Source organism: Knoellia sinensis KCTC 19936 (assembly GCF_000768705.1).
Lineage (GTDB): Bacteria > Actinomycetota > Actinomycetes > Actinomycetales > Dermatophilaceae > Knoellia > Knoellia sinensis.
The window spans coordinates 24,657-43,943 of the sequence record NZ_AVPJ01000010.1 but is presented as its reverse complement, the minus strand read 5'-3'; the positions used below and the strand labels follow the sequence as shown (position 1 = coordinate 43,943).

General features: G+C 67.8%; 22 protein-coding genes, 1 tRNA gene and 1 riboswitch. Of the genes, 15 read left to right on the top strand and 8 right to left on the bottom strand.

Going from position 1 to position 19,287, the window contains the following annotated elements; genetic code table 11:
• Positions 1-32 precede the first annotated feature (32 nt).
• The 6 genes from N802_RS13110 (at position 33) to N802_RS21065 (ending at position 2,955) form a co-directional block, all read left to right on the top strand.
• Positions 33-296, top strand: a complete 264-nt coding sequence (locus tag N802_RS13110) for a hypothetical protein (protein WP_035916991.1) — start codon at positions 33-35, stop codon at positions 294-296.
• A gap of 181 nt (positions 297-477) precedes the next feature.
• Positions 478-1,467, top strand: coding sequence for a serine/threonine-protein kinase (locus tag N802_RS13105; RefSeq protein WP_084072199.1), 990 nt, complete (start codon positions 478-480; stop codon positions 1,465-1,467).
• A gap of 298 nt (positions 1,468-1,765) precedes the next feature.
• Positions 1,766-1,996 carry a FitA-like ribbon-helix-helix domain-containing protein gene (locus N802_RS13100; RefSeq protein WP_035916984.1) on the top strand — a complete coding sequence of 77 codons (231 nt, stop codon included), beginning with the start codon at positions 1,766-1,768 and terminating at the stop codon, positions 1,994-1,996.
• The gene (locus N802_RS13095) at positions 1,983-2,387 is read left to right on the top strand and encodes a type II toxin-antitoxin system VapC family toxin (protein ID WP_035916982.1); all 405 of its coding nucleotides are present in this window, start codon (positions 1,983-1,985) and stop codon (positions 2,385-2,387) included. The genes N802_RS13100 and N802_RS13095 overlap by 14 nt, the downstream gene beginning before the upstream one ends.
• Positions 2,388-2,477: 90 nt before the next feature.
• Complete coding sequence (locus tag N802_RS13090; RefSeq protein ID WP_035916981.1) at positions 2,478-2,717, top strand: ribbon-helix-helix protein, CopG family; 240 nt, start codon at positions 2,478-2,480, stop codon at positions 2,715-2,717.
• A gap of 118 nt (positions 2,718-2,835) precedes the next feature.
• On the top strand, positions 2,836-2,955 hold the full coding sequence (locus tag N802_RS21065) for a toxin-antitoxin system toxin subunit (RefSeq protein ID WP_342666765.1): 120 nt from the start codon (positions 2,836-2,838) through the stop codon (positions 2,953-2,955).
• Positions 2,956-3,169: 214 nt separating this feature from the next.
• Here the strand turns inward: N802_RS21065 and N802_RS13080 are convergent, their stop codons facing one another.
• The 3 genes from N802_RS13080 to N802_RS21015 all read right to left on the bottom strand — a co-directional run bounded on the left by N802_RS13080 (position 3,170) and on the right by N802_RS21015 (position 4,838).
• Positions 3,170-3,415, bottom strand: a complete 246-nt coding sequence (locus N802_RS13080) for a hypothetical protein (RefSeq protein WP_035916978.1) — start codon at positions 3,413-3,415, stop codon at positions 3,170-3,172.
• Positions 3,416-3,692: 277 nt separating this feature from the next.
• Positions 3,693-3,766: transfer RNA gene (locus tag N802_RS13075), tRNA-Gly, on the bottom strand.
• A gap of 64 nt (positions 3,767-3,830) precedes the next feature.
• Positions 3,831-4,838, bottom strand: coding sequence for a helix-turn-helix transcriptional regulator (locus N802_RS21015; protein WP_035916977.1), 1,008 nt, complete (start codon positions 4,836-4,838; stop codon positions 3,831-3,833).
• A 61-nt stretch (positions 4,839-4,899) separates the two neighbouring features.
• Here N802_RS21015 and N802_RS13065 point away from each other — a divergent pair, with 61 nt between their 5' ends.
• From N802_RS13065 to N802_RS13050, 4 genes are read left to right on the top strand one after another with little or no spacing between them, the layout of a single operon-like run.
• On the top strand, positions 4,900-6,390 hold the full coding sequence (locus N802_RS13065; RefSeq protein WP_156971398.1) for an MFS transporter: 1,491 nt from the start codon (positions 4,900-4,902) through the stop codon (positions 6,388-6,390).
• A 9-nt stretch (positions 6,391-6,399) separates the two neighbouring features.
• On the top strand, positions 6,400-6,975 hold the full coding sequence (gene dcd, locus N802_RS13060) for a dCTP deaminase (RefSeq protein ID WP_035916976.1): 576 nt from the start codon (positions 6,400-6,402) through the stop codon (positions 6,973-6,975).
• A gap of 2 nt (positions 6,976-6,977) precedes the next feature.
• A complete protein-coding gene (gene cutA, locus N802_RS13055; protein WP_052109929.1) occupies positions 6,978-7,334 on the top strand; it encodes a divalent-cation tolerance protein CutA in 357 nt (118 codons plus the stop codon).
• Complete coding sequence (locus N802_RS13050; protein WP_052109928.1) at positions 7,331-7,981, top strand: alpha/beta hydrolase; 651 nt, start codon at positions 7,331-7,333, stop codon at positions 7,979-7,981. Before cutA ends, N802_RS13050 begins: the two co-directional genes overlap by 4 nt.
• A gap of 132 nt (positions 7,982-8,113) precedes the next feature.
• On the opposite strand, the gene N802_RS13045 is transcribed toward N802_RS13050, so the two are convergent.
• Positions 8,114-9,544, bottom strand: a complete 1,431-nt coding sequence (locus N802_RS13045; protein WP_052109927.1) for an MFS transporter — start codon at positions 9,542-9,544, stop codon at positions 8,114-8,116.
• Positions 9,545-9,576: 32 nt separating this feature from the next.
• Here N802_RS13045 and N802_RS13040 point away from each other — a divergent pair, with 32 nt between their 5' ends.
• On the top strand, positions 9,577-11,001 hold the full coding sequence (locus tag N802_RS13040; RefSeq protein WP_035916975.1) for an amidase: 1,425 nt from the start codon (positions 9,577-9,579) through the stop codon (positions 10,999-11,001).
• A gap of 24 nt (positions 11,002-11,025) precedes the next feature.
• On the opposite strand, the gene N802_RS13035 is transcribed toward N802_RS13040, so the two are convergent.
• The 3 genes from N802_RS13035 to N802_RS13025 are packed head-to-tail and all read right to left on the bottom strand — an operon-like array spanning position 11,026 to position 14,284.
• The gene (locus tag N802_RS13035; RefSeq protein ID WP_245613937.1) at positions 11,026-12,459 is read right to left on the bottom strand and encodes an ABC transporter substrate-binding protein; all 1,434 of its coding nucleotides are present in this window, start codon (positions 12,457-12,459) and stop codon (positions 11,026-11,028) included.
• Between the two features lie 38 nt (positions 12,460-12,497).
• Entirely contained in the window at positions 12,498-13,322 is an 825-nt protein-coding gene (locus tag N802_RS13030) for a carbohydrate ABC transporter permease (protein WP_035916971.1), read from the bottom strand.
• Entirely contained in the window at positions 13,319-14,284 is a 966-nt protein-coding gene (locus N802_RS13025; protein WP_245613936.1) for a carbohydrate ABC transporter permease, read from the bottom strand. The genes N802_RS13030 and N802_RS13025 overlap by 4 nt, the downstream gene beginning before the upstream one ends.
• 322 nt (positions 14,285-14,606) lie before the next feature.
• Here N802_RS13025 and N802_RS13020 point away from each other — a divergent pair, with 322 nt between their 5' ends.
• From N802_RS13020 to N802_RS13005, 4 genes are read left to right on the top strand one after another with little or no spacing between them, the layout of a single operon-like run.
• Positions 14,607-15,749: an ABC transporter ATP-binding protein gene (locus tag N802_RS13020; protein WP_035917170.1), complete on the top strand. Its 1,143-nt coding sequence runs from the start codon at positions 14,607-14,609 to the stop codon at positions 15,747-15,749.
• Positions 15,746-16,402, top strand: coding sequence for an ABC transporter permease (locus N802_RS13015; RefSeq protein WP_035916970.1), 657 nt, complete (start codon positions 15,746-15,748; stop codon positions 16,400-16,402). The genes N802_RS13020 and N802_RS13015 overlap by 4 nt, the downstream gene beginning before the upstream one ends.
• Positions 16,399-17,205 carry an ABC transporter permease gene (locus tag N802_RS13010; RefSeq protein ID WP_084072210.1) on the top strand — a complete coding sequence of 269 codons (807 nt, stop codon included), beginning with the start codon at positions 16,399-16,401 and terminating at the stop codon, positions 17,203-17,205. The genes N802_RS13015 and N802_RS13010 overlap by 4 nt, the downstream gene beginning before the upstream one ends.
• The gene (locus tag N802_RS13005) at positions 17,202-18,122 is read left to right on the top strand and encodes an ABC transporter substrate-binding protein (protein WP_035916966.1); all 921 of its coding nucleotides are present in this window, start codon (positions 17,202-17,204) and stop codon (positions 18,120-18,122) included. The genes N802_RS13010 and N802_RS13005 overlap by 4 nt, the downstream gene beginning before the upstream one ends.
• 111 nt (positions 18,123-18,233) lie before the next feature.
• Here N802_RS13005 and thiD read toward each other — a convergent pair whose 3' ends face one another.
• A complete protein-coding gene (gene thiD, locus N802_RS13000; RefSeq protein ID WP_084072198.1) occupies positions 18,234-19,142 on the bottom strand; it encodes a bifunctional hydroxymethylpyrimidine kinase/phosphomethylpyrimidine kinase in 909 nt (302 codons plus the stop codon).
• A 29-nt stretch (positions 19,143-19,171) separates the two neighbouring features.
• A riboswitch (TPP riboswitch) is annotated at positions 19,172-19,280 on the top strand.
• Positions 19,281-19,287: the final 7 nt, after the last annotated feature.

Sequence of the window (19,287 nt, the reverse complement as noted above, 5' to 3'; positions counted from 1 at the left end):
TGGATCCTTCCGGGCCGGGGTCACAATGGCACATGGCCCAGCAGCGCATCTCCCGCACAGGGACGGCCTTCACCGACCTCCGCGGTGATGGCCGCTCGCTTCGCGCGACCTGGCACCAAGAGCAGCAGGTCGTCGTCCTCTCGATCTGGCGCAACAACGTCTGCGTCAGCACCTTCCGGCTCGCAGCCGACGAAGTGCCCGACCTCATCACCCTGCTCCACCAAGGACTCGACGAAGCGTATGACGTCGCCCGCGAGCGGGTCGAGCGCCTTGGACGGGCCTCCCAAGCGGGGTGATGGGGGCCATTAGACCGGGAACTCGGCAGAGCCTGGGGTGGTGGGTCCCCGGACAGGTACCGGTCACGCCTCGCGCTCACGATGTCCATGGAAGGTCTGCGACCTGCGACACTGCTGTCCTGTCTTCCCTCCGATGGGAGGGACCCCACCCGCTCAGGACTCTCGTGACCACAGTTCGACCATGTCTCCCGACGCACGGCGCATCCCCGGCCGCACGTGCTTGCGGGCTCCGCCCGTGAACTTTGCACCCGGTCTCCTGCTGACCGACCGATACCGCCTCGAGGAGCTCATCGCCGAGGGCGGAATGGGTCAGGTCTGGCGCGCCACGGACGAGACGCTGCAGCGACCCGTCGCCGTCAAGGTCCTCCGGCCCGACTCCGGCGGCGACGAGTCGTTCGTCGAGCGGTTCCGCGTCGAGGCCGTGAACTCCGCCGCGCTCCAGCACCCAAACATCGTCACGGTGCACGATTTCGGCGAAGGCGACGAATCGGCGTTCCTCGTGATGGAGCTGATCGAAGGCCAGCCGCTGTCGGCCGTCATCGGCGAGCGGGGTCCGCTGCCCGCCGACGAGGTCACGGAGATCCTCCACCAAGCGGCGTCGGCGCTTCAGGCGGCCCACGACGCCGGGGTCGTCCACCGCGACGTGAAGCCGGCGAACATCGTGGTGGACGCGGACGGCTACGCGCGCCTGACGGACTTCGGTATCTCCAAGGCGATGGCCGGCTCCGGCCTGACCCAGACCGGAGAGATGCTGGGCACTGCCCACTACCTCTCCCCCGAGCAGGTCCAGGGCCGCCCCGCCACTCCCGCCAGCGATATCTACTCGCTCGCGGTCGTCGGGTTCGAGATGATCAGCGGCGCCCGACCCTTCGTGGGGGAGTCGATGGTTGCGACCGCCCTCGCGCACGTGGGGCAGCCTGCGCCGCAGTTGCCGGAGACCGTGCCCGAGCCTCTGCGCACGACGGTGCTGGCCGGTCTGGCCAAACTGCCCGAGCAGCGCCCAGCAGACGCCGCGGCCTTCGCCGAGGCATTGCGCCTGCCCGCCGGGACGGTCCCCGCACATCTGGTCGATGGGGCCGCGTCCGCCGTCAGCCCTGTGGTTGCCGGGCTACCGGACGGGATGTTCACGCCCTACCCGCCGGCGCGCGGCGACACGGCTGAAGGAGCCTGACCTCTTCCACGCTCCAGAACTTGGCCGGCAGGCACCTTGGACCGACGGTAAAAGTCGGAGCCGGTGACGGAAATCGAAGCCGCGTGTCCCAGCTTGGGAATCTGCGTCCAGCTTGGGAATCTCACCAACCCCCGCACACGCACGCTTCACAGGCTCAATCGACTGCCCTCTATGCCCGCTGCCGACCCGTACATGCCGCCACCTATGGCCCGCTCGTGGCCCGGCGCAGACCCGAGTCGCACCAGCCATGCTGGTGCGTACGGTTGCGCTCCGGCGCCGTTGGCGCCAAAATGGCGCTATGCCCAGTGTTCAGATCAAGGATGTCCCGGAGAGCACGCATGCAGTGTTGCGGCAACGGGCAGCAGCCGCGCACCAATCACTGCAGGAGTACCTGCGCTCCCGGCTGATCGACGAGGCCAGCCAGCCCACGTTGGAGGAGGTCCTGGATCGGGCGGGCGGGCGATCCGGGGGGTCGGTCTCGCTCGCGCACGCGGTAAAGACCCTGCAGGGGGAACGTGCTCGTCGTTGACGCCAGCGTCCTTGCGGTCGCGTTGGCCGATGACGGCTCGGACGGAGATGCCGCTCGCACCCGGCTGCGCGGAGAGACGTTGGCCGCGCCAGAACTGGTCGACCTCGAGGTCGCCTCGGTGCTGCGTCGTCAGAACCGCGTGGGCCTGCTCGACAACCGGCGGGCGGAGCTGGCCATGACCGATCTGCGGGCTCTCCCGATGAACCGCGCCGGGCACCTTGCGCTGCTGCCGCGCTGCTGGGAGCTGCGGGACAACCTGACCACCTACGACGCCGCCTACGTCGCGCTGGCAGAGGCGCTGGACACCACGCTGCTCACGGGCGACAAGCGGCTTGCCCATGCCACCGGCCCCACCTGCACCATCGAGCTGCTCAGAAAGCCGCGCGGTTGAACGATGAGCACCGAAGGATGAGTTGGATGTACCGGCATATGGTCCGCCAATCGCCCATCTCCGGAGCAGGACACCTTTTCGTTATACGATATGGGCATGGTGAGCGAGGAGCAGATCCAGAAGTGGGCCGATGAGGCCGAAGTCGGCTACGACGTCGAGGAACTGAAGCGTCGGGGGCGTGGGCGACCTGGACGCGGGGCAGAGCCGATGCAGGTCGTCGCGGTCCGATTGACCGTCGAGGAACTCGACGCTCTCGACGCGGCGGCAGCCAAGGGCCACATGAGCCGGTCCGAGGCCATCCGGGCCGCGCTGGCCCACTTCGCTGCGTGAAGGTCCATCCGGGCGCGTTGAAGCACGGCGTCAACGCCGATGACGCGATTCAAGCGGCTGAGTGGTCGCTCTGGGTCGAACCGCTCGACGAGGACGACTGGCCGAAGAGGAACTGCGCTTGGGGTTCGACACCCAAGTTCGCCTGTTGGAGACCATCGTTCTGCTCTTTGAGAGTGGCGAGGAGATGGTCATCCACGCCATGCCCGCCCGCAAGAAGTACCTGGACCTCTTGCCCTAGCGGCCTACCGAAGGGGCCGAAAATCAGGCCGAAGCGAGGCAAGACGAGAGAAGGGAGTTGGATGTACCGGCATCGCGTGCTCCGCGATCACGAGGCAGCCGCCGAGGCCATGGAGAGCACGCCCCTTCAAGCGGCGGTATGCCGCGTACGCCTGAGCAACCTTCGCAGAAGTGATTCGCCCCTCTAATGCCGCTGATCAACGAGGGTCCGAAGCTCAGCCTGTACCCAACGCACCCAAGGCCGCGGCGAGGCTTCGCGCGTCGTCGGCCGCGTCGCCGAGCAGCGCAACGACGGAAGGCTTGGCCAAGTGAGCGGAGACGGTTTCGCGCCATTCCGACCGGTCTGCCGCTGAAGGGCGGTGCGATCCCTGGCTGCTTGCCAACCCGGTCAGGGTGGCCTGCAAGTCCTGCAGGTCCGCCCACGCATCCCACTCGCCGTCCGAGGCGTCGTCGGAAGGCATGGGCGGATCAACGGCCTGCACCCGTCGGTGCAGAGCCCGCAACTTCCGGTTGTCCCAATAGCCCACGCCTGGAGTCTGACAGGCTTCTGGTCTTCCGGATCTGCGCAGACCGGACAGTGGCGGAATCGCCGGGGACGCGAGAACTCGACAGGCCGGCGTGGTCGTGGCGAAAGAACAAACTGGACGCAGTTTGGTGGCTCGTTGTGGCTCGCTATTGCACGCAGGGAGTTTCGCTCACCCTGAAACCACCGATGCAAGTCTCTGACCTGCGGAAATGTGGAGCCGGTGACGGGAATCGAACCCGCGTGTCCAGCTTGGGAAGCTGGCGCTCTACCATTGAGCTACACCGGCAAGCGCCCCCACGAGAGGGCGCGGACGAGAGTTTAACCCACCGTCGAAGCCGGGTTCTCGCCGCTCATTCAGAACCCGTTCCGACGCGCCCCGCCGACGCCGAGCCCTCGGCCGCAGTCGAGAACCGCGTCGCCCACGACGCGAGCACCGCCCGAACCTCGTCACTCGCCGACTCCACCTCGAACGGCGCCTCCGCCATGCCCATCGCCAGCAGCATCCATGAGATGTCGCGTGCCTCCGCCGTGACCCGGCACCTTCCGTCCCCGAGGTCGTCAACCGCCGTCCAACGACCGATCCGCGGCTCCACCTCGGCCGCAGGTGCCGACACCACCGCCACCAGCCGATGCCCCACTGCGTGACCCGACAAACCAGAACGCACGTATGCCGCCGCGTCACCACCCGGGATCTCTCGCCGACGGAACAGCGACTTCGTCCCACGAGGCTCGCCCAGACGGTCCAGGCGGAACGAGCGCCAGTCGGCCCGCTCCAGGTCAAAGGCCAGCAGGTACCAGCGCCGCCCCACCGTCACCAACTGGTGCGGCTCCACGTGCCGCTCAGCCGACTCCCCAGCACGAGCCCCACCACGAGCGGTGTAGGAGAACCGAATTCGCTCCGTGTCACGGATCGCCTGGGCAATCGCACCCAACACCGACGCCTCGACTTCAGGCGCAGCAGCAAACGGCGAGTCCACCGTCGCCAACCGCAACGACTCCGCCCGACGCCGCAGCCGCGCCGGCAGCACCTGCACGACCTTGGACAACGCCGACAGCGTCGAGTCCGCCAATGCCCCTGACTGCGCCGACGCCGTCTGCCCCAACGCCACGACCATCGCGATGGCCTCGTCCTCGTCGACGACCAGCGGCGGCATCGACCCGCCGGCTCCCAACTGATAGCCGCCCTCCACCCCTCGCGAGGACGACACGGGATACCCCAACTCACGCAACCGCTCCACATCACGCCGCAAGGTCCGCTCAGACACCTCCAACCGGGACGCCAGCTCCCCGCCCGGCCAGAACCGGTGCGTCTGGAGCAGCGACAGCAGTCGCAGGGTTCGTGAACTCGTGTTGGCCATGAATCCAGATTGCCAAACATAGCGGTCAGAAAGTGACCGGAATGACTTCTAGCGTCGAACCATGACCACAACGACTGCAACAGAAGCGACAGCACCAGAAGCTCTCATCCAGAGCGCCCCGACCAGGATCAGCGGCCGCACCAGAACCCTCGCGCTCGTCAGCCTCCTCCTCGCGTCGATGATGGAACTCATCGACATCACGATCGTCAACGTCGCCCTCCCGACGATCGAGCGGTCACTCGGCGCCAGCGCGTCAATGCTCCAGTGGGTCGTCGCGGCGTACCCGCTCACCTTCGGCATCGCCCTCATCGCGGGGGCCCGACTCGGTGACCGCTTCGGACGCAAGCGGCTCTTCATCGCGGGCCTCGTCGGCTTCACGGTCGCCTCGGCCGCGTGTGGCTACGCCCCCAGCGTCGAGTTCCTCGTCGCCTTCCGCGCCCTTCAGGGCGTCGCAGCAGCCGCGATGGTTCCTCAGGTCCTCACGAGCATCCAGGTCATGTATGCCCCGCACGAGCGCGGCACCGCCATGGGCATCTTCTCCGGGCTCGCCGGTCTCGCGAGCGTCATGGGCCCGATCCTCGGCGCAGTTCTCACCGACCTCAGCGGCTGGCGTGCGGTCTTCCTCGTCAACATCCCCGTCGGCATCATCGCCCTCGTCGCAGCCCTGAAGTTCATCCCCGAGTCCCGCTCCGAGCACCCCGTCACGATCAAGTCGCGCTCCGTCTTCGCCCTCGCCGCCGGTCTCCTCGCGATCCTCTACCCGCTCACCATGGGCCACGAGCTGGGCTGGCCGACGTGGTCGTTCGCGCTCATGGCCGTCGGTCTCGTCGGACTCGTTGCCTTCCTCCGCTCCCAGCGCAACGACGAGAACCGCGGTGGCGACCCTCTCGTGACGACGTCCCTGTATGCCGGCCGCTCCGGTCGCGGATTCCGGGGCGCCACGATCGTCGGTTCCGTTCTCTTCGTCCTGTGCGCCGGCTACTTCCTCTCGACGACGCTCTACCTCCAGATGGGGCTCGGCTGGTCGGTCCTCAAGGCAGGGCTCGTGAACATCCCGTTCGCCATCACCGCGACGATCGGCGCGGGGTCCGGTGCGGCCGTCCTCATGCCGAAGATCGGTCGTCAGGTTCTCCTCATGGGCGCCGTGATCATGGCTGCAGGCGTCGGCTTCCTCGCCCTCGTCGTCGGCGACGCCACCACGACGACGAGCTTCTGGGCATTCGTCCCCGCGTTCGCGGTCGTCGGCTTGGGGTTCGGGTTCATGGTCTCGTCGATCATGCCGCTGGGCCTGGGCAAGGTCGAGGGGCGTCACGCCGGCTCCGCCTCGGGTCTGATGAACACGACGACCCAGCTCGCCAACGCCGTCGGAGCCGCCGCACTGGGAACCCTGTTCTTCGAAGTGGCCGCAGCGCAGAAGGCGCAGCTGCCCCTGGAACTGTTGCGGCCGGCATACATCGTTGTTCTGCTTGTGTCGATCGCGCTCCTGAGTGTCGTCGCGCTGGCAACCCGCCTCATTCCGGCCGACGCCCACAGGTTCGCTGATCACGGCTAAATTGGCCGGGTGCTGCTGAGCGACAGAGACATCAAGGCCGAGATCGACAAGGGCCGCGTGGTCCTCGACCCGTGGGATCCCGAGATGATCCAACCGAGCAGCATCGACGTGCGCCTGGATCGGTATTTCAGGCTCTTCGACAACCACAAGTACCCCTACATCGACCCCCGCGAGGACCAGCCGGACCTCACGCGACTCGTCGAGGTGGAGCCGGACGAAGCGTTCGTGCTCCACCCCGGCGAGTTCGTGCTGGGGTCGATCTACGAGACCGTGACGCTGCCCGACGACGTCGCCGCACGGGTCGAGGGCAAGTCCAGCCTCGGGCGTCTCGGCCTCCTCACCCACGCGACCGCCGGATTCGTCGACCCGGGGTTCAGTGGTCACGTGACCCTCGAGCTGAGCAATGTCGCGACGCTGCCGATCAAGCTGTGGCCCGGCATGAAGGTCGGGCAGCTGTGCTTCTTCCGGGTGTCGAGCCCGGTCGAGAACCCCTATGGGTCGGCCAAATACGGCTCGCACTACCAGGGCCAGCGCGGCCCGACCGCGAGCCGCTCGTTCAAGAACTTCCACCGCACGCAGGTGTGACCATGGCGGGCGTGCCGGGCGTGGGCAGTGGCAACGGACTACTCGAAGTCCGTATTGCGGCCCCGGCAGCCGACGCCCCACGCATCGCCCGCCTCCTCGTCGAGGAGCGGTTGGCGGCCTGCACCCAGGTGCTGCCGGGCATGACCTCGACGTTCCGCTGGGACGGTGAGGTCACGACCGCAGACGAGGACCTGGTCCTCGCGAAGACGCACCGGTCACGGTTCGACGCAATCCTCGAGCGGGTCGGGGAGGTCCACCCGTACGAAACCCCCGAGATCATCGCCGTCCCGATCGTCGAGGCCAGTGCCGCGTATGCCGCGTGGCTCGTCGCCGAGGTCAGCCAGGGCGGCGGTTCGTGAAGGACCCGCTGGGGAGGCTCGTCGCCCACGACCTGCGTGGGTCGATGCCGCCCAGTGCGGAAGGGGTGGCGCTCGTGCTGCACGGCGGCGGCGCGAAGGGCTACGGCCCGATGCCTTGGTCTGCGGGTCCGGTGCTGCGGATGAAGCCGTTCGCCACGGCGATCGAGCGCGCTGCCGGCGACCGGCTCGCGGTCGTACGCCTGAAGAACCGCTATCACGGCTGGAACGGTGAGGAGCAGACGCCGCTCGTCGATGCCCGGTGGGCGTTGGACCAGATCCGTGCCCGGTATGCCGGCCTGCCCATCGCGCTGATCGGCCACTCCATGGGTGGTCGTGTCGCCACCCACCTGGCCGGGGAGCCCGGGGTGACGACGATCGTCGGGCTGGCGCCGTGGGTCGTCGAAGGGGACCTGCGGTGGGGCCGGCCCGGGCTGAACGTGCTGCTCATGCACGGGGTGAAGGACCGGACGACCGATCCGCAGCACACTGAGCGCCTGGCGGAAGAGTTGCGGGCACAGGGGGCCGACGTGACGTGGCGGCCCATCGAGGGTGAGATCCACGGGATGCTGCGGCACGCTCGGATGTGGCACCGCGACGTCGCCGACTTCGTGGTCGCCTCACTCCTACGTCCCGAACTCACCCAATAGGACGGTTCTGCACGGTGAACCATCAATGTGCGCAAGCGTCCAATCGGGTGAGTTCGGGACGTTGAAACCTTGATGTCCCGAACCGAGGAATTCGGTGAGTTGGGGACGTTGCAGGGTGAACGTTGAAGGTCGCTAAGCGTCCAATTGGGCGGGTTCGGTACGGGGGGTTGGTGAGGTCCCGGCGAGGCCGAACCAGCTGACCACTCCGCCGATCGTGAGCAGCACGGCGCAGATGACCATCGAGGCCCGGAAGCCCGACGTCATCGCGGACGGGTCCTGGTAGTCGTCGCCGGACAGCCCGACCAAGGCAGGCAGCGCGGCCACCGCCAGCAACGAGCCCGCCCGGGCCACCGCGTTGTTGACGCCACTGGCGACCCCGGCAAACCGGTCGGGGGCGGCAGCCAGCACGGTCGCGGTGAGCGGCGAGACGAGGAGCGCCAGCCCCAGCGAGAAGACCACGAGCCCCGGCAGCACCGTCCACCACGTCGCCCCGCGTCCTGCCGGCATCACCAACAGCACCCCGACCGCGCAGATGACCGGCCCGAGAGCCATGGGGATGCGGGGTCCGATGCGGTCCGACAGCTGGGCCGCCCGAGAGGACAGGAGCATCAGGGCGATCGTGGTGGGGAGCCCGGTGAGGCCAGCTGCCAGCGCCGACCAACCCGCTGACACCTGGAGGTGCAGGACGAGGATGAAGAAGACGACCCCCAAAGCGCCATAGACGACGAAGGTCATCGCGTTCGCGGCCGAGAAGACCCGATCGCCGAAGAGCGAGAGCTGCACGAGCGGTGTGCGCGCGCGGCGTTCGGCCACCACGAACCCCACCATCGCCACCATGGACACCGCGAGCAGCGCGACGAACAGGCTCCGGCTCATCGACGCCGAAGCGGTCAGCGCATAGGTCAGGCCGCCAAGGGCGATGACGGTGAGCCCGGCCCCGAGCCCGTCGAACCCTCGCCCGGTGGCCTCCGTGTCGCGGGTCTCCGGCGTCGCCCACAGGGTCATCGCGATGACGGCCAGACACAGAGGGATGTTGATCCCGAAGATCCACCGCCACCCGCCGCTGTCGACGAGCCAGCCCCCGACAAAGGGCCCGATCGCCGCGGCGATCCCGGACATGCCCGCCCAGGTGCCGATGGCTGCGGCCCGGTCCTCGCGCCGGAACACGCTCTGGATGATTGCGAGTCCGCCCGGCGTGAGCAGGGCAGCCCCGATGCCCTGGAGCACGCGCATGGCGATGAGCTGCCCGGGCGTCTGGGCCACCGCGCACAGGGCGCTCGCGACGAGGAACCACGTCATGCCGATGAGATAGATCCGACGCCGACCGAGCCGATCGCCCAGGGCGCCGCCGACGAGCACGAGGGAGGCCAGGGCGAGCATGTAGCCGTTGATGACCCACTGGAGCTGCTCCAGTGAGGCATCGAGTTCGGTGCCGATCGTCCGGAGAGCGACGTTGACGACCGACCCGTCGAGGATCGCGATGCCCGATCCGAGGGTGACGGCGGTGAGCGTGACGCGGCCGCGTGTGGTCTCTCGAGCGAGGAATTCGGTCACACGACCCATTCTGACTCCCTACCGTCGGGTAGGAATGGGCCATGACTGTTGCAACGGGGCGCGTCAGCGCCTTCACCGACGACGTGCTGGGCACCGACGACGCGACCGGAGTCGCGGAACGCATCGCCGGTGGGGAGATCTCCGCCGCAGAGGCCGTTGATGCGGCCATCGCCCGCGTCGCGGCGGTCAACGGGGCCCTCAATGCCGTGGCCGCCACCGACCACGACCGCGCCCGCCGCCGCGCGTCGACGGGTCGGGTGCGTGGCGCCTTTGCCGGGGTGCCCACGGCCACGAAGGACAACATCCACGTCGCGGGCATGCCCACCGGCATGGGTTCGCGGGCCATCCCGTCCCAGCCGGGCACCTTCGACGGGGCCTTCACCAAGCAGTTCCTCGACACCGGCGCCATCCCGGTCTGCTCGACGACGATGCCGGAGTTCGGGTGGACCGCGACGACGGAACGCGTCGGTGGTGACGTGACCCGGAACCCGTGGGACACGGCATACAGCACCGGTGGTTCGTCGGGCGGCTCGGCCGCCCTCGTCGCGAGCGGCGCGTTGCCGTTCGCCCACGGCAACGACGGTGGCGGTTCGATCCGCATCCCGGCCGCCGCGTGCGGACTCGTCGGTCTCAAGCCGTCCCGCGGGCGCCTGCGTCTGGACGAGGGGAACGCGACCATGCCGGTCAAGGTCGTCGTCGACGGGGTGCTGACTCGCAGCGTCCGTGACACCGCGCGGTTCTTCGAGGCGGCCGAGCGCAGCTATCGCAACCCGCGGCTCCAGCCGATCGGACAGGTCGCGGACGGCCCGGCGCGCCCGCTGCGGATCGGCGTCATGGTCGACTCGCCCTTCACGCCGCCGTCGGACACGGACACTCGTGCGGCCGTCGAGCGCACCGGAAAGCTCCTGGAATCGTTGGGGCACAGTGTCGTTGAGTACGACGCGCCCATCCCGAAGTTCTTCAAGGCCGACTTCGAGGACTACTGGTCACTTCTTGCGTATGCCGTGTCGTCCAATCGCGGTGGCATGTTCGGCTCCGATTTCGACGCCTCCCAGCTGGACCCGCTGACCCTGGGGTTGGCCAAGCGCTTCCGCCGTCGGGCCCACCGGGCGCCGCTCTTCATCGCCCGGCTGGCGGCCTCAGGAGCGGTGCAGCAGAGGCGCTTCGGCGACGTCGACCTCGTCCTGTCGCCGGTCCTGACTCACACGCCGCCGAAGATCGGCCACCTCAACGCGGACCAGACGTTCGAGGAGCACTTCGAGAAGCTCGTGCGCTACGCCGGCTTCACCCCGCTGGCCAACGCGACCGGTGCCCCTGCGATCTCGCTGCCGCTCGGCGAGACGACCGACGGGCGACCCGTCGGAGTCATGCTGTCCGCCCGGCTCGGGGAAGACCGACGCCTCCTCGAGATCGCGTTCGATCTCGAGGAGGCGTCACCCTTCGCTTCGCTGGCGGCTCAGGACTGACCTGACCCACCGGAACAGGTCAGGTCACTCGACGGAGCTGTTGTACTGGCTGATCTGGCCGCTCAGGGACTCGGCCGCCTTGGTCATGGCCTCCTGGGCGTCGGTGCCGTTGAGTGCGGCCTCGAGCCCGTCCTCGGACGCCTTGCGTGCCTGGGGCATGACCCCGAGGAGGCAGCCCTGCGTGGCCTTGCTCAGTTTCGTGCCCTCGAGCTGCTTGACGGCGACGTCGAAGAGCGGGTTGGCCTTGCGGTACTCCACGTCGGCCGGTTCGTTCAGCGCGCCCTTGCTGATGGGGAAGTAGCCGGTGCCGATGTGCCACTCGGCCTGGCTCTTCTTGTCAGCGGCGAACTTCACGAAGCGCCACGCGGCTTCCTGCTGGACGTCCTCGTGGTTCGCGCTGTTGATCCACAGGGACGCACCGCCGATGATCGGCCCACCCTCGGTGCCGGCCTTGATGTGCGGGTAGTTCGCGGCGCCGAGCTCCCAACCACCCTCCTTGGCGGCCTTGCTGAAGCCGCCGAGCTGGCCGGTCGACTCGAGCGTGATCGCGGCCTGGCCGGACTTGAAGGCTGCCTGGGCAGCCTTGGTGTCGCGGCCGGTGTTGGCGGCGAGGCCGTCCTTGACCATCGTCTGCCACCACTTCACGACCTCGACGGCCTCCGGCTGGTCGAACAGCACCTTGGTCGCCTTGCCGTCGCGGCCGTTGCCCTGGTCGCAGTACTCCTTGCCGTCGGTGGCGATGAACTGCTCGAGGAGCCAGCCATAGATCGCCGCGCCGAAGCCGTAGTCAGCAGGACCGCCGCCCTTCTTGGACAGCTTCTCGGCCGCGGCGCGGATGGCCGCGAGGTCCTGCGGCGGGTTCTCGGGGTCGAGGCCGGCCTCCTTGAAGAGCGTCTTGTTGTAGTAGAGCACCGGCATCGAGGTGTTGAACGGCATCGAGTTCAGCTTGTCGTCGATGCTGTAGTAGCCCGCGATGTTGGGCTGCAGGTCCGACACGTCGAGCTTGTCGCGGTCAATGAACGCCTGCATCGGGATGGTCTGCTTCGCGTCGATCATGAAGCGGCTGCCGATGTCATAGATCTGGATGACGTCGGGCGTCGACTTGCTCTGAATGGCGGCCTTGTATTTCGTGATGACGTCGTCGTACTTGCCCGCATAGGTCGACTTCACCTCGATCTTGCCGGTGTTGGCCGCGTTGAAGTCGGCGACGAGCTTGTCGAGCGCCTCGGCGTTGGTGCCGTCCATCGCGTGCCAGAAGGACACCGTGGTGACGCCGGTGGCCTTGTCGAGGACGTCGGCTGCGGGAGCTCCTCCGCTGCCCCCGTCGCCGCCGCCCCCGTCACCGGAGCCGGAGTCGCTGCCACAGGCGGCGAGCGCGAGGCTCGCCGACAGCGCAACGGCCGGCACGGCATACCGAAGACGTCTGGGCCTCGATGGGCTGGAAGTCGTGGTTTTCACGCAAACTCCTTTGTTCGGTGACCTGGACCTGGTTGGACCTACTTGACGGCGCCCGCGGTGAGCCCGCGAACGATGAAGCGCTGCCCGAAGATCACGAGCAGAAGGGTGGGGAAGAGCGCGAGCATCACGCCGGCCAGCACCATGCCGGGGGAGTCGGAGTCCGAGGTCTGCAGCTGGCTGATGCCGATCTGGATCGTCTGATGCCGCGGGTCCTCGGTGGCGAGGAGCGGCCAGAAATACATGTTCCAGGCCGAGAGTGCCGACCAGATCCCAAGCGCGGCGAGGCTGGGACGGCTGAGCGGCAGCAGGATCGAGAAGAGGAAGCGGAAGTGCCCGGCCCCGTCGACCCGCGCCGCGTCACGGAGCTCCATGGGGAACGACAGGAAGGACTGCCGCAGCAGGAACGTGCCGAATCCCGTTGCGAGGAAGGGCAATGCGAGCCCGGCGATCGTGTCCTTGAGTCCCCACTGCGAGATCAGCAGGTAGTTCGGGATGATGATCGACTCGAACGGGATCATCATCGTCGAGAGGAAGACGCCGAACCAGAACGCCCGCCAGCGCAGGTTGAGGAAGACGAACGCGTAGGCCGCGAGCGCACTCGTGATGAGCTGCCCCAGCGTGATGGCGAGGGTCTGCAGGACGCTCGTGAGGTACTGGTTGCCGAGCGGGATGATGCCCAGCGCGTTGGAGTAGTTCTCGGGGTGCAGCCCGTTCTTGGGCCACAGGGCCGGCGGGAAGCTGTTGGTGTCGCGCTCACCCATGAACGAGCCCACGAGGCCGTAGTAGACGGGGAACAGCACGATGAGGAAGAGCACGCCGAGGATGAGGTAGGTCCCGACATTGCCGAACTTGCGGGACTTCACCGGTAGAACACCTTCCGCTCGAGCACCCCGAACTGCAACGCCGTGATGATGAGGACGATGACGAGGAGCACCATCGCCTGCGCTGAGGCATAGCCGTAGTTGCTGTTGTTGTTGGCGAACGCCTGCTCATAGATCGAGTACACGAGGGTGGTGGTCCGGTCCTCGGGCCCACCGACCGTGAGGATCTTGATCTGGCCGAAGCTCTGCAACGAGTGGATCGTGCCGACGACGACGAGGAAGAACAGTTGCGGGGTGAGCAGCGGCATGATGATGCTGCGCTGGAGCCGCAACCCGCTGGCGCCGTCGAGTCGGGCCGCCTCGAGCACGTCCTCGGGCAGGGCGCCGAGCCCGGCAGACAGGACGAGCAGGTTGTAGCCGATCTGCATCCACACGGTCGCGCCGGAGACCGACCAGAGCGCGAGGTCGGGGTTGGTCAGCCACTGGACCTTGTCGACGCCGAGGTGGCTGAGGATGCCGTTGAGCACGCCCGAGGCCGGGTTGAAGAGGACACCGAAGATCACCGATGCCGTCGCGACCGAGAACGCGAACGGCAGCGCAAAGGCGGTGCGGAAGAACCGAACCCCGCGAATCCGCGACTGCAGGAGCAACGCGATGAGGAGAGCGATGGCGATGCTCGGGATGACGGTGAGGATCGTGAACGCGAACGTCACCCACAGCACCTGGAGGAAGTCCGGGTCGCCGAACAGCCGCGTGTAGTGGGCACCTCCGACGAAGCCGCTCGGGTTGCCGAGGATGTCGGTGCCCTGGACGGAGAGCAGGATCGACTTCGCGAGCGGCCAGAAGACGAAGAGCCCGAAGACCACCAGCGCCGGCAGGAGGTAGCCGATCGCGACCCAGCGCTCGCGGCGCGCCTCCCCGCCCGCGGCCGTGGTGGGCGGAGCCTCACGCGGTGCACTGTCGGTGACCTCGTCGAGCACCGTGTCACTGGACGCCGTCGTCACGTCGTGGTCCCCGTCCCTCGCCGTTGTGGGTGGTCGGCGTCATGCTAGGCCGGATCCGTTCACTTTTCTGCCCAAGTGGACGTCACCTTTGTGTCTTTTCTCCGATCCGTGGGTCGTCAGGATCGAGAGGACGTGGGTATGCCGTCCGCTCGCCTGGAGCGCGCCCCTCCCGCAGCGTGGACCGATCCGTGGACACAAGCGTTTCGCGTGCTCTGAACTGCATGTTTGCCGCTCGTGCCGGTTAGTTTGGGGGCAGCGGTGCCGGACCGCACGGCATACGCGACGGCAGGTGCATGACCCAACGCGAACGCGAGGGATGGCGATGATCCGGTTCGACGGCGTGACGAAGCAGTACCCCGGCGGCACGGTCGCCGTCGATGACCTCACCTTCACCGCGCCCACCGGCAAGATCACGGTGCTGGTCGGGCCTTCGGGATGTGGCAAGACGACGTCGCTGCGGATGATCAACCGCATGATCGAGCCGACGAAGGGCACGATCAGCCTCGACGGCCAGGACACCTCCCGCATGAACGAGGCCGACCTGCGGCGCGGCATCGGCTACGTCATCCAGCACGCGGGTCTGTTCCCCCACCGCACCGTCCTCGACAACGTCGGCACGGTCCCACGTCTCCTCGGCTGGGACAAGAAGAAGATCGCCGAGCGTTCTCGTGAACTGCTGTCGCGGGTGGGTCTCGCTCCCGAGCTCGCCGACCGCTACCCGTCGCAGCTGTCCGGTGGGCAACAGCAGCGCGTCGGGGTGGCCCGGGCGCTGGCCGCGGACCCGCCGGTGATGCTCATGGACGAGCCGTTCAGTGCGGTGGATCCGGTGGTGCGCGAGCAACTCCAGGACGCGTTCCTCGAGCTCCAGGGGGAACTCGGCAAGACGATCGTCTTCGTCACGCACGACATCGACGAGGCGATCAAGCTCGGCGACCAGGTGGCGGTGCTGCGTGTGGGCGGCATTCTCGCCCAGATCTCTGACCCGGCCTACCTGCTGGCGCACCCGGTCGACGACTTCGTCGCGGACTTCGTCGGGAAGGACCGCGGCTATCGGTCGTTGCAGTTCCAGCCGACCCCGCGGTTGCCACTGGCATCCGAGCGGACCGTCGTCGTCGGTGAGACGGTCGACGGGATCGGGGCGCCGTGGGTTCTCGTCGTCGATGACCAGCACCGTCCGCTGGGCTGGGTCGAGCCGTCGCGACTCTCTGGCGCGGTCGCGCCCGAGGACCTGCACCGAGGCGGGACTGTGGCTCGGGCATCGGGTTCGCTGCGCGGGGCCTTGGACGCGGCGCTGTCCTCCCCGTCGCGGCGTGGCGTCATCGTCGACGACTCGGGCGAGCTCGTCGGAACGGTCCGGGCGCATCAGGTTCTTGAACTCATCGAATCCGCCGACCGGCCGGACGAGGACCTCGCCGACAGCTTCGCCGAGGCCGGGTCAGACGGCAGGCGCGAGGACTCGTCGTGACCTGGGTCAACGACCACTGGGGCGACATCTTCACGCTCGCCCGCAGCCACGTGTGGTTGGCCGGGATCCCACTCGTCCTGGGGCTGCTCATCGCACTGCCGCTCGGCTGGGCGGCACGGCGCTGGTCCCGGCTCTATCCCGTGCTCATCTCGGCGTCGGGCCTGCTCTACACGATCCCCAGCCTGGCGCTGTTCGTGCTGATGCCGATCATCCTCGGCACGAAGGTGCTCGATCCGGTCAACGTCGTCGTCGCGATGACCGTCTACACGGTGGCTCTGCTCGTGCGGACGGTGGCCGATGGGTTGAGTTCGGTGCCCGACCACGTGCTCCAGGCGGCGCGAGCCATGGGTTATCGCGGGTTCCGACGATTCTTCGGGGTCGAGTTGCCGCTGGCCGTGCCGGTCATCGCAGCCGGCCTGCGCGTCGCCGCCGTGAGCAACGTCAGCATCGTGTCGGTGGCCTCGCTCATCGGTGTCGCGCAGCTCGGCAACCTGCTCACCGACGGCTACGACCGGTTCATCACGGCGGAGATCGTCGCCGGCATCGTGGCCTGCGTCGTGCTTGCCCTGGTCTTCGACGGGCTGATCCTGCTGGGCCAGCGCCTCCTCACACCGTGGCTTCGGGTGCGCGGAGCGGCGGGGGCGCGGTCATGATCGCCGCCATCCTCGAGTGGCTCAGGTCGTCGGACACATGGTCTGGGGACAGCGGGCTTGGGGCTCGGATCATCGAGCACCTCTGGTATTCCCTGCTCGCCGTCGCTCTCGCCAGCCTCATCGCGATTCCCTTGGGGCTGTGGGTCGGTCACACCGGGCGCGCCCGATGGCTCGTCTCCGTGGCGAACTCCCTGCGAGCCGTCCCGACGCTGGGTCTGCTCTTCGCCATGGCCCTGTGGCTCGGGCCGAAGATCCAGTCGGACCTCGCGTTCCTCATCCCCAGCATCATCGTTCTCGTCATCCTCGTGATCCCGCCGATCCTTTCCGGCGTGTATGCCGGCGTCGAGGCTGTCGATCCCGCCACCCGTGACGCTGCCCGCGGGATGGGGATGCGAGGCCTCGAGGTGGTGCGGCAGGTCGAGATCCCCAACGCCCTGCCACTCATCCTGTCGGGGCTCCGTTCCGCCTTCCTCCAGGTCATCGCCACGGCGACGGTCGCGGCCTACATCGGACTCGGCGGACTCGGGCGCTACCTCATCGACGGGATCAAGACCGGCGACTACGTCTCCACGGCAGGCGGGGCGGTCGTCGTCTCGGTGCTCGCACTCCTCGTCGACGGACTCCTCGCCCTCGTGCAGCGAGCCGTCGTGAGTCCTGGCCTCACCGTGGACTCCACTCGCGCCAGCCGAACTCGGTCCCGTCGACGCGGAATGTCAGCGGTCGATGCTGAGGTTGCATCGAATGGCGAGCCTTCCCGCTCTGAGCCTGTCCTGCCCGAAACCAATCGAAGGATCCCCTCATGAAGCGCATGACCACCGTTCTCGCTCTCTCCACTGCAGCCATCCTGGGCCTGTCGGCGTGCGGCGGTGGCGGCGACCCGCTGTCGACCGACTCGCCTTCGCCCACGGGTAGCGGCGCCGCAACCGGTGCCGAGGTCGTCATCGGTTCCGCAGACTTCCCCGAGTCCGAGTTGCTCGCCGAGATCTATGCCGGCGCACTCAAGGCCAAGGGCATCAACGCCACCACCAAGCCCCGCATCGGCTCCCGCGAGATCTATCTCAAGGCCCTTGAGGACGGCTCGATCCAGGCCATCCCGGAGTACACGGGAGCCCTCGGCTTCTTCTATGACAAGAACTTCAAGGAGACCGACCCCGAGAAGGTCTACACGGCGGTGCAGGGGCTCATCCCCGCTGAGTTCGCGCTGCTCGAGAAGTCGGCAGCAGAGGACAACGACTCGATCGTCGTGACCAAGGCGACGGCCGATGAGCACCAGCTCAAGGCCATCGGCGACCTCAAGGCCCACGCGGGTGACCTGTCCCTCGGGGCTCCGCCGGAGTTCGAGAAGCGACCGCAGGGCATCCCCGGTCTCACGGCGACCTATGGCGTGACCTTCGGGTCCTTCCGCCCGCTCACGGGCCAGGCGCTCGTCCAGGCGCTCAAGAACGGTCAGGTCGACGCGGCCAACATCTTCACGACAGACCCGTCGATCGCCGAGAACGGGTTCGTCTCCCTCGAGGACCCCCAGAAGCTCTTCGGGTCGCAGAACATCGTGCCGCTCGTCGCCAAGGACAACGCCGAGCAGTTCGCGCCGGCGCTCGACCCGGTCTCGAAGGCTCTGACGACCGAGATCGTCTCGGGTCTGCTCAAGCAGACGGTCGTCGACAAGAAGGACGCCAAGGACGTCGCGGCCCAGTTCCTCAAGGACAACAACCTCGGCTGACTTCACCCACAGTTCGACTTTGTGCCCCAATGGGACACGCTGAAGGAGGCCTTCGGCCGACGAAGCGTGTCCCATTGGGGCACAAAGTCGGGGGTTCAGTCGCGCGGTGGGTCAGTCGATGAGCCAGGCGTGGTTCACGGGGCCTGGCCCCGCGCCGATGGTGAGGTCGTCGGCGTGCTCGAGGGCGCCGGTGAGGTAGTCCTTCGCGGCTCGCACCGCAGGCAGCCACTCGTCGTGTCGTGGGCGCAGGGCGGCGATCGCCGAGCTGAGCGTGCAGCCTGTCCCGTGGGTGTTGGCGGTGCGGACGCGGCGGCTCGTGAGTTCCACGACCTCGCCGCTCTCCGCGTCGCTCCACACGTCGACCGACTCCGGCCCGTCGAGGTGGCCGCCCTTGAGGAGCACCCGTCGCGCGCCCAGATCGTGGAGTGCGGCGGCTTGGGCTCGCATCTCCGCAAGGTCCCGGGCCGACTCGGCCCCCAGGAGCACCGCAGCCTCGGGCAGATTCGGCGTCACGACGTCGGCGATTCGCAGAAGGCGCCGCAGCGCGTCCTCGGCTTCGGGCTCCAGCAGCCGCGACCCCGACGTGGAGACCATCACGGGATCGAGCACGATCGGCACCTGCACGCCCGCCCCGTCGACCACCGCGACCAACGCAGGGTGCTCACCCAACACTGACGCCACCACGTCGACGACCTCGGCCGAACCGAGCATGCCAACCTTCACGGCGTCGACGGGAACGTCGTCGAGCAGGGTCTCGAGCTGCTCGCGGACGAACTGCGCGGGCACCGGATGGACCCCCGTCACGCCGGTCGTCGACTGTGCAGTGAGCGCGGTGACGACCGTCGTGCCGTAGGCCCCAAGGGCGGCAAACGTCTTGAGGTCAGCCTGGATCCCGGCACCCCCCGAAGGGTCGCTTCCCGCGATGGACAAGCCCACCACCTGCGCTCGGTTCCCTTGTCCTGCAACGGAACTCACGGCATACGAAGGAAGTGACCGGGAGGTGACCGGAGGGGGTGGCATGAACGACAACCTAACGGGCCGCTACGGTGGGCACACCCCACGGGAGCCCGATGCACGGGCTGAGATCGGACTGACGCTGTCCGGACCGTCTGAACCTGTCCGGATCATGCCGGCGAAGGAAGAGGAGGCGCACTCGTGCGTACCC

Coding starts and splice junctions, on each gene's coding strand:
- N802_RS13110 (WP_035916991.1), top strand. CDS start 33: ATGGCCCAGCAGCGCATCTCCCGCACAGGGACGGCCTTCACCGACCTC.
- N802_RS13105 (WP_084072199.1), top strand. CDS start 478: ATGTCTCCCGACGCACGGCGCATCCCCGGCCGCACGTGCTTGCGGGCT.
- N802_RS13100 (WP_035916984.1), top strand. CDS start 1,766: ATGCCCAGTGTTCAGATCAAGGATGTCCCGGAGAGCACGCATGCAGTG.
- N802_RS13090 (WP_035916981.1), top strand. CDS start 2,478: ATGGGCATGGTGAGCGAGGAGCAGATCCAGAAGTGGGCCGATGAGGCC.
- N802_RS13080 (WP_035916978.1), bottom strand. CDS start 3,415: ATGCCTTCCGACGACGCCTCGGACGGCGAGTGGGATGCGTGGGCGGAC.
- N802_RS21015 (WP_035916977.1), bottom strand. CDS start 4,838: ATGGCCAACACGAGTTCACGAACCCTGCGACTGCTGTCGCTGCTCCAG.
- N802_RS13065 (WP_156971398.1), top strand. CDS start 4,900: ATGACCACAACGACTGCAACAGAAGCGACAGCACCAGAAGCTCTCATC.
- cutA (WP_052109929.1), top strand. CDS start 6,978: ATGGCGGGCGTGCCGGGCGTGGGCAGTGGCAACGGACTACTCGAAGTC.
- N802_RS13045 (WP_052109927.1), bottom strand. CDS start 9,544: ATGGGTCGTGTGACCGAATTCCTCGCTCGAGAGACCACACGCGGCCGC.
- N802_RS13040 (WP_035916975.1), top strand. CDS start 9,577: ATGACTGTTGCAACGGGGCGCGTCAGCGCCTTCACCGACGACGTGCTG.
- N802_RS13020 (WP_035917170.1), top strand. CDS start 14,607: ATGATCCGGTTCGACGGCGTGACGAAGCAGTACCCCGGCGGCACGGTC.
- N802_RS13010 (WP_084072210.1), top strand. CDS start 16,399: ATGATCGCCGCCATCCTCGAGTGGCTCAGGTCGTCGGACACATGGTCT.
- N802_RS13005 (WP_035916966.1), top strand. CDS start 17,202: ATGAAGCGCATGACCACCGTTCTCGCTCTCTCCACTGCAGCCATCCTG.
- thiD (WP_084072198.1), bottom strand. CDS start 19,142: ATGCCACCCCCTCCGGTCACCTCCCGGTCACTTCCTTCGTATGCCGTG.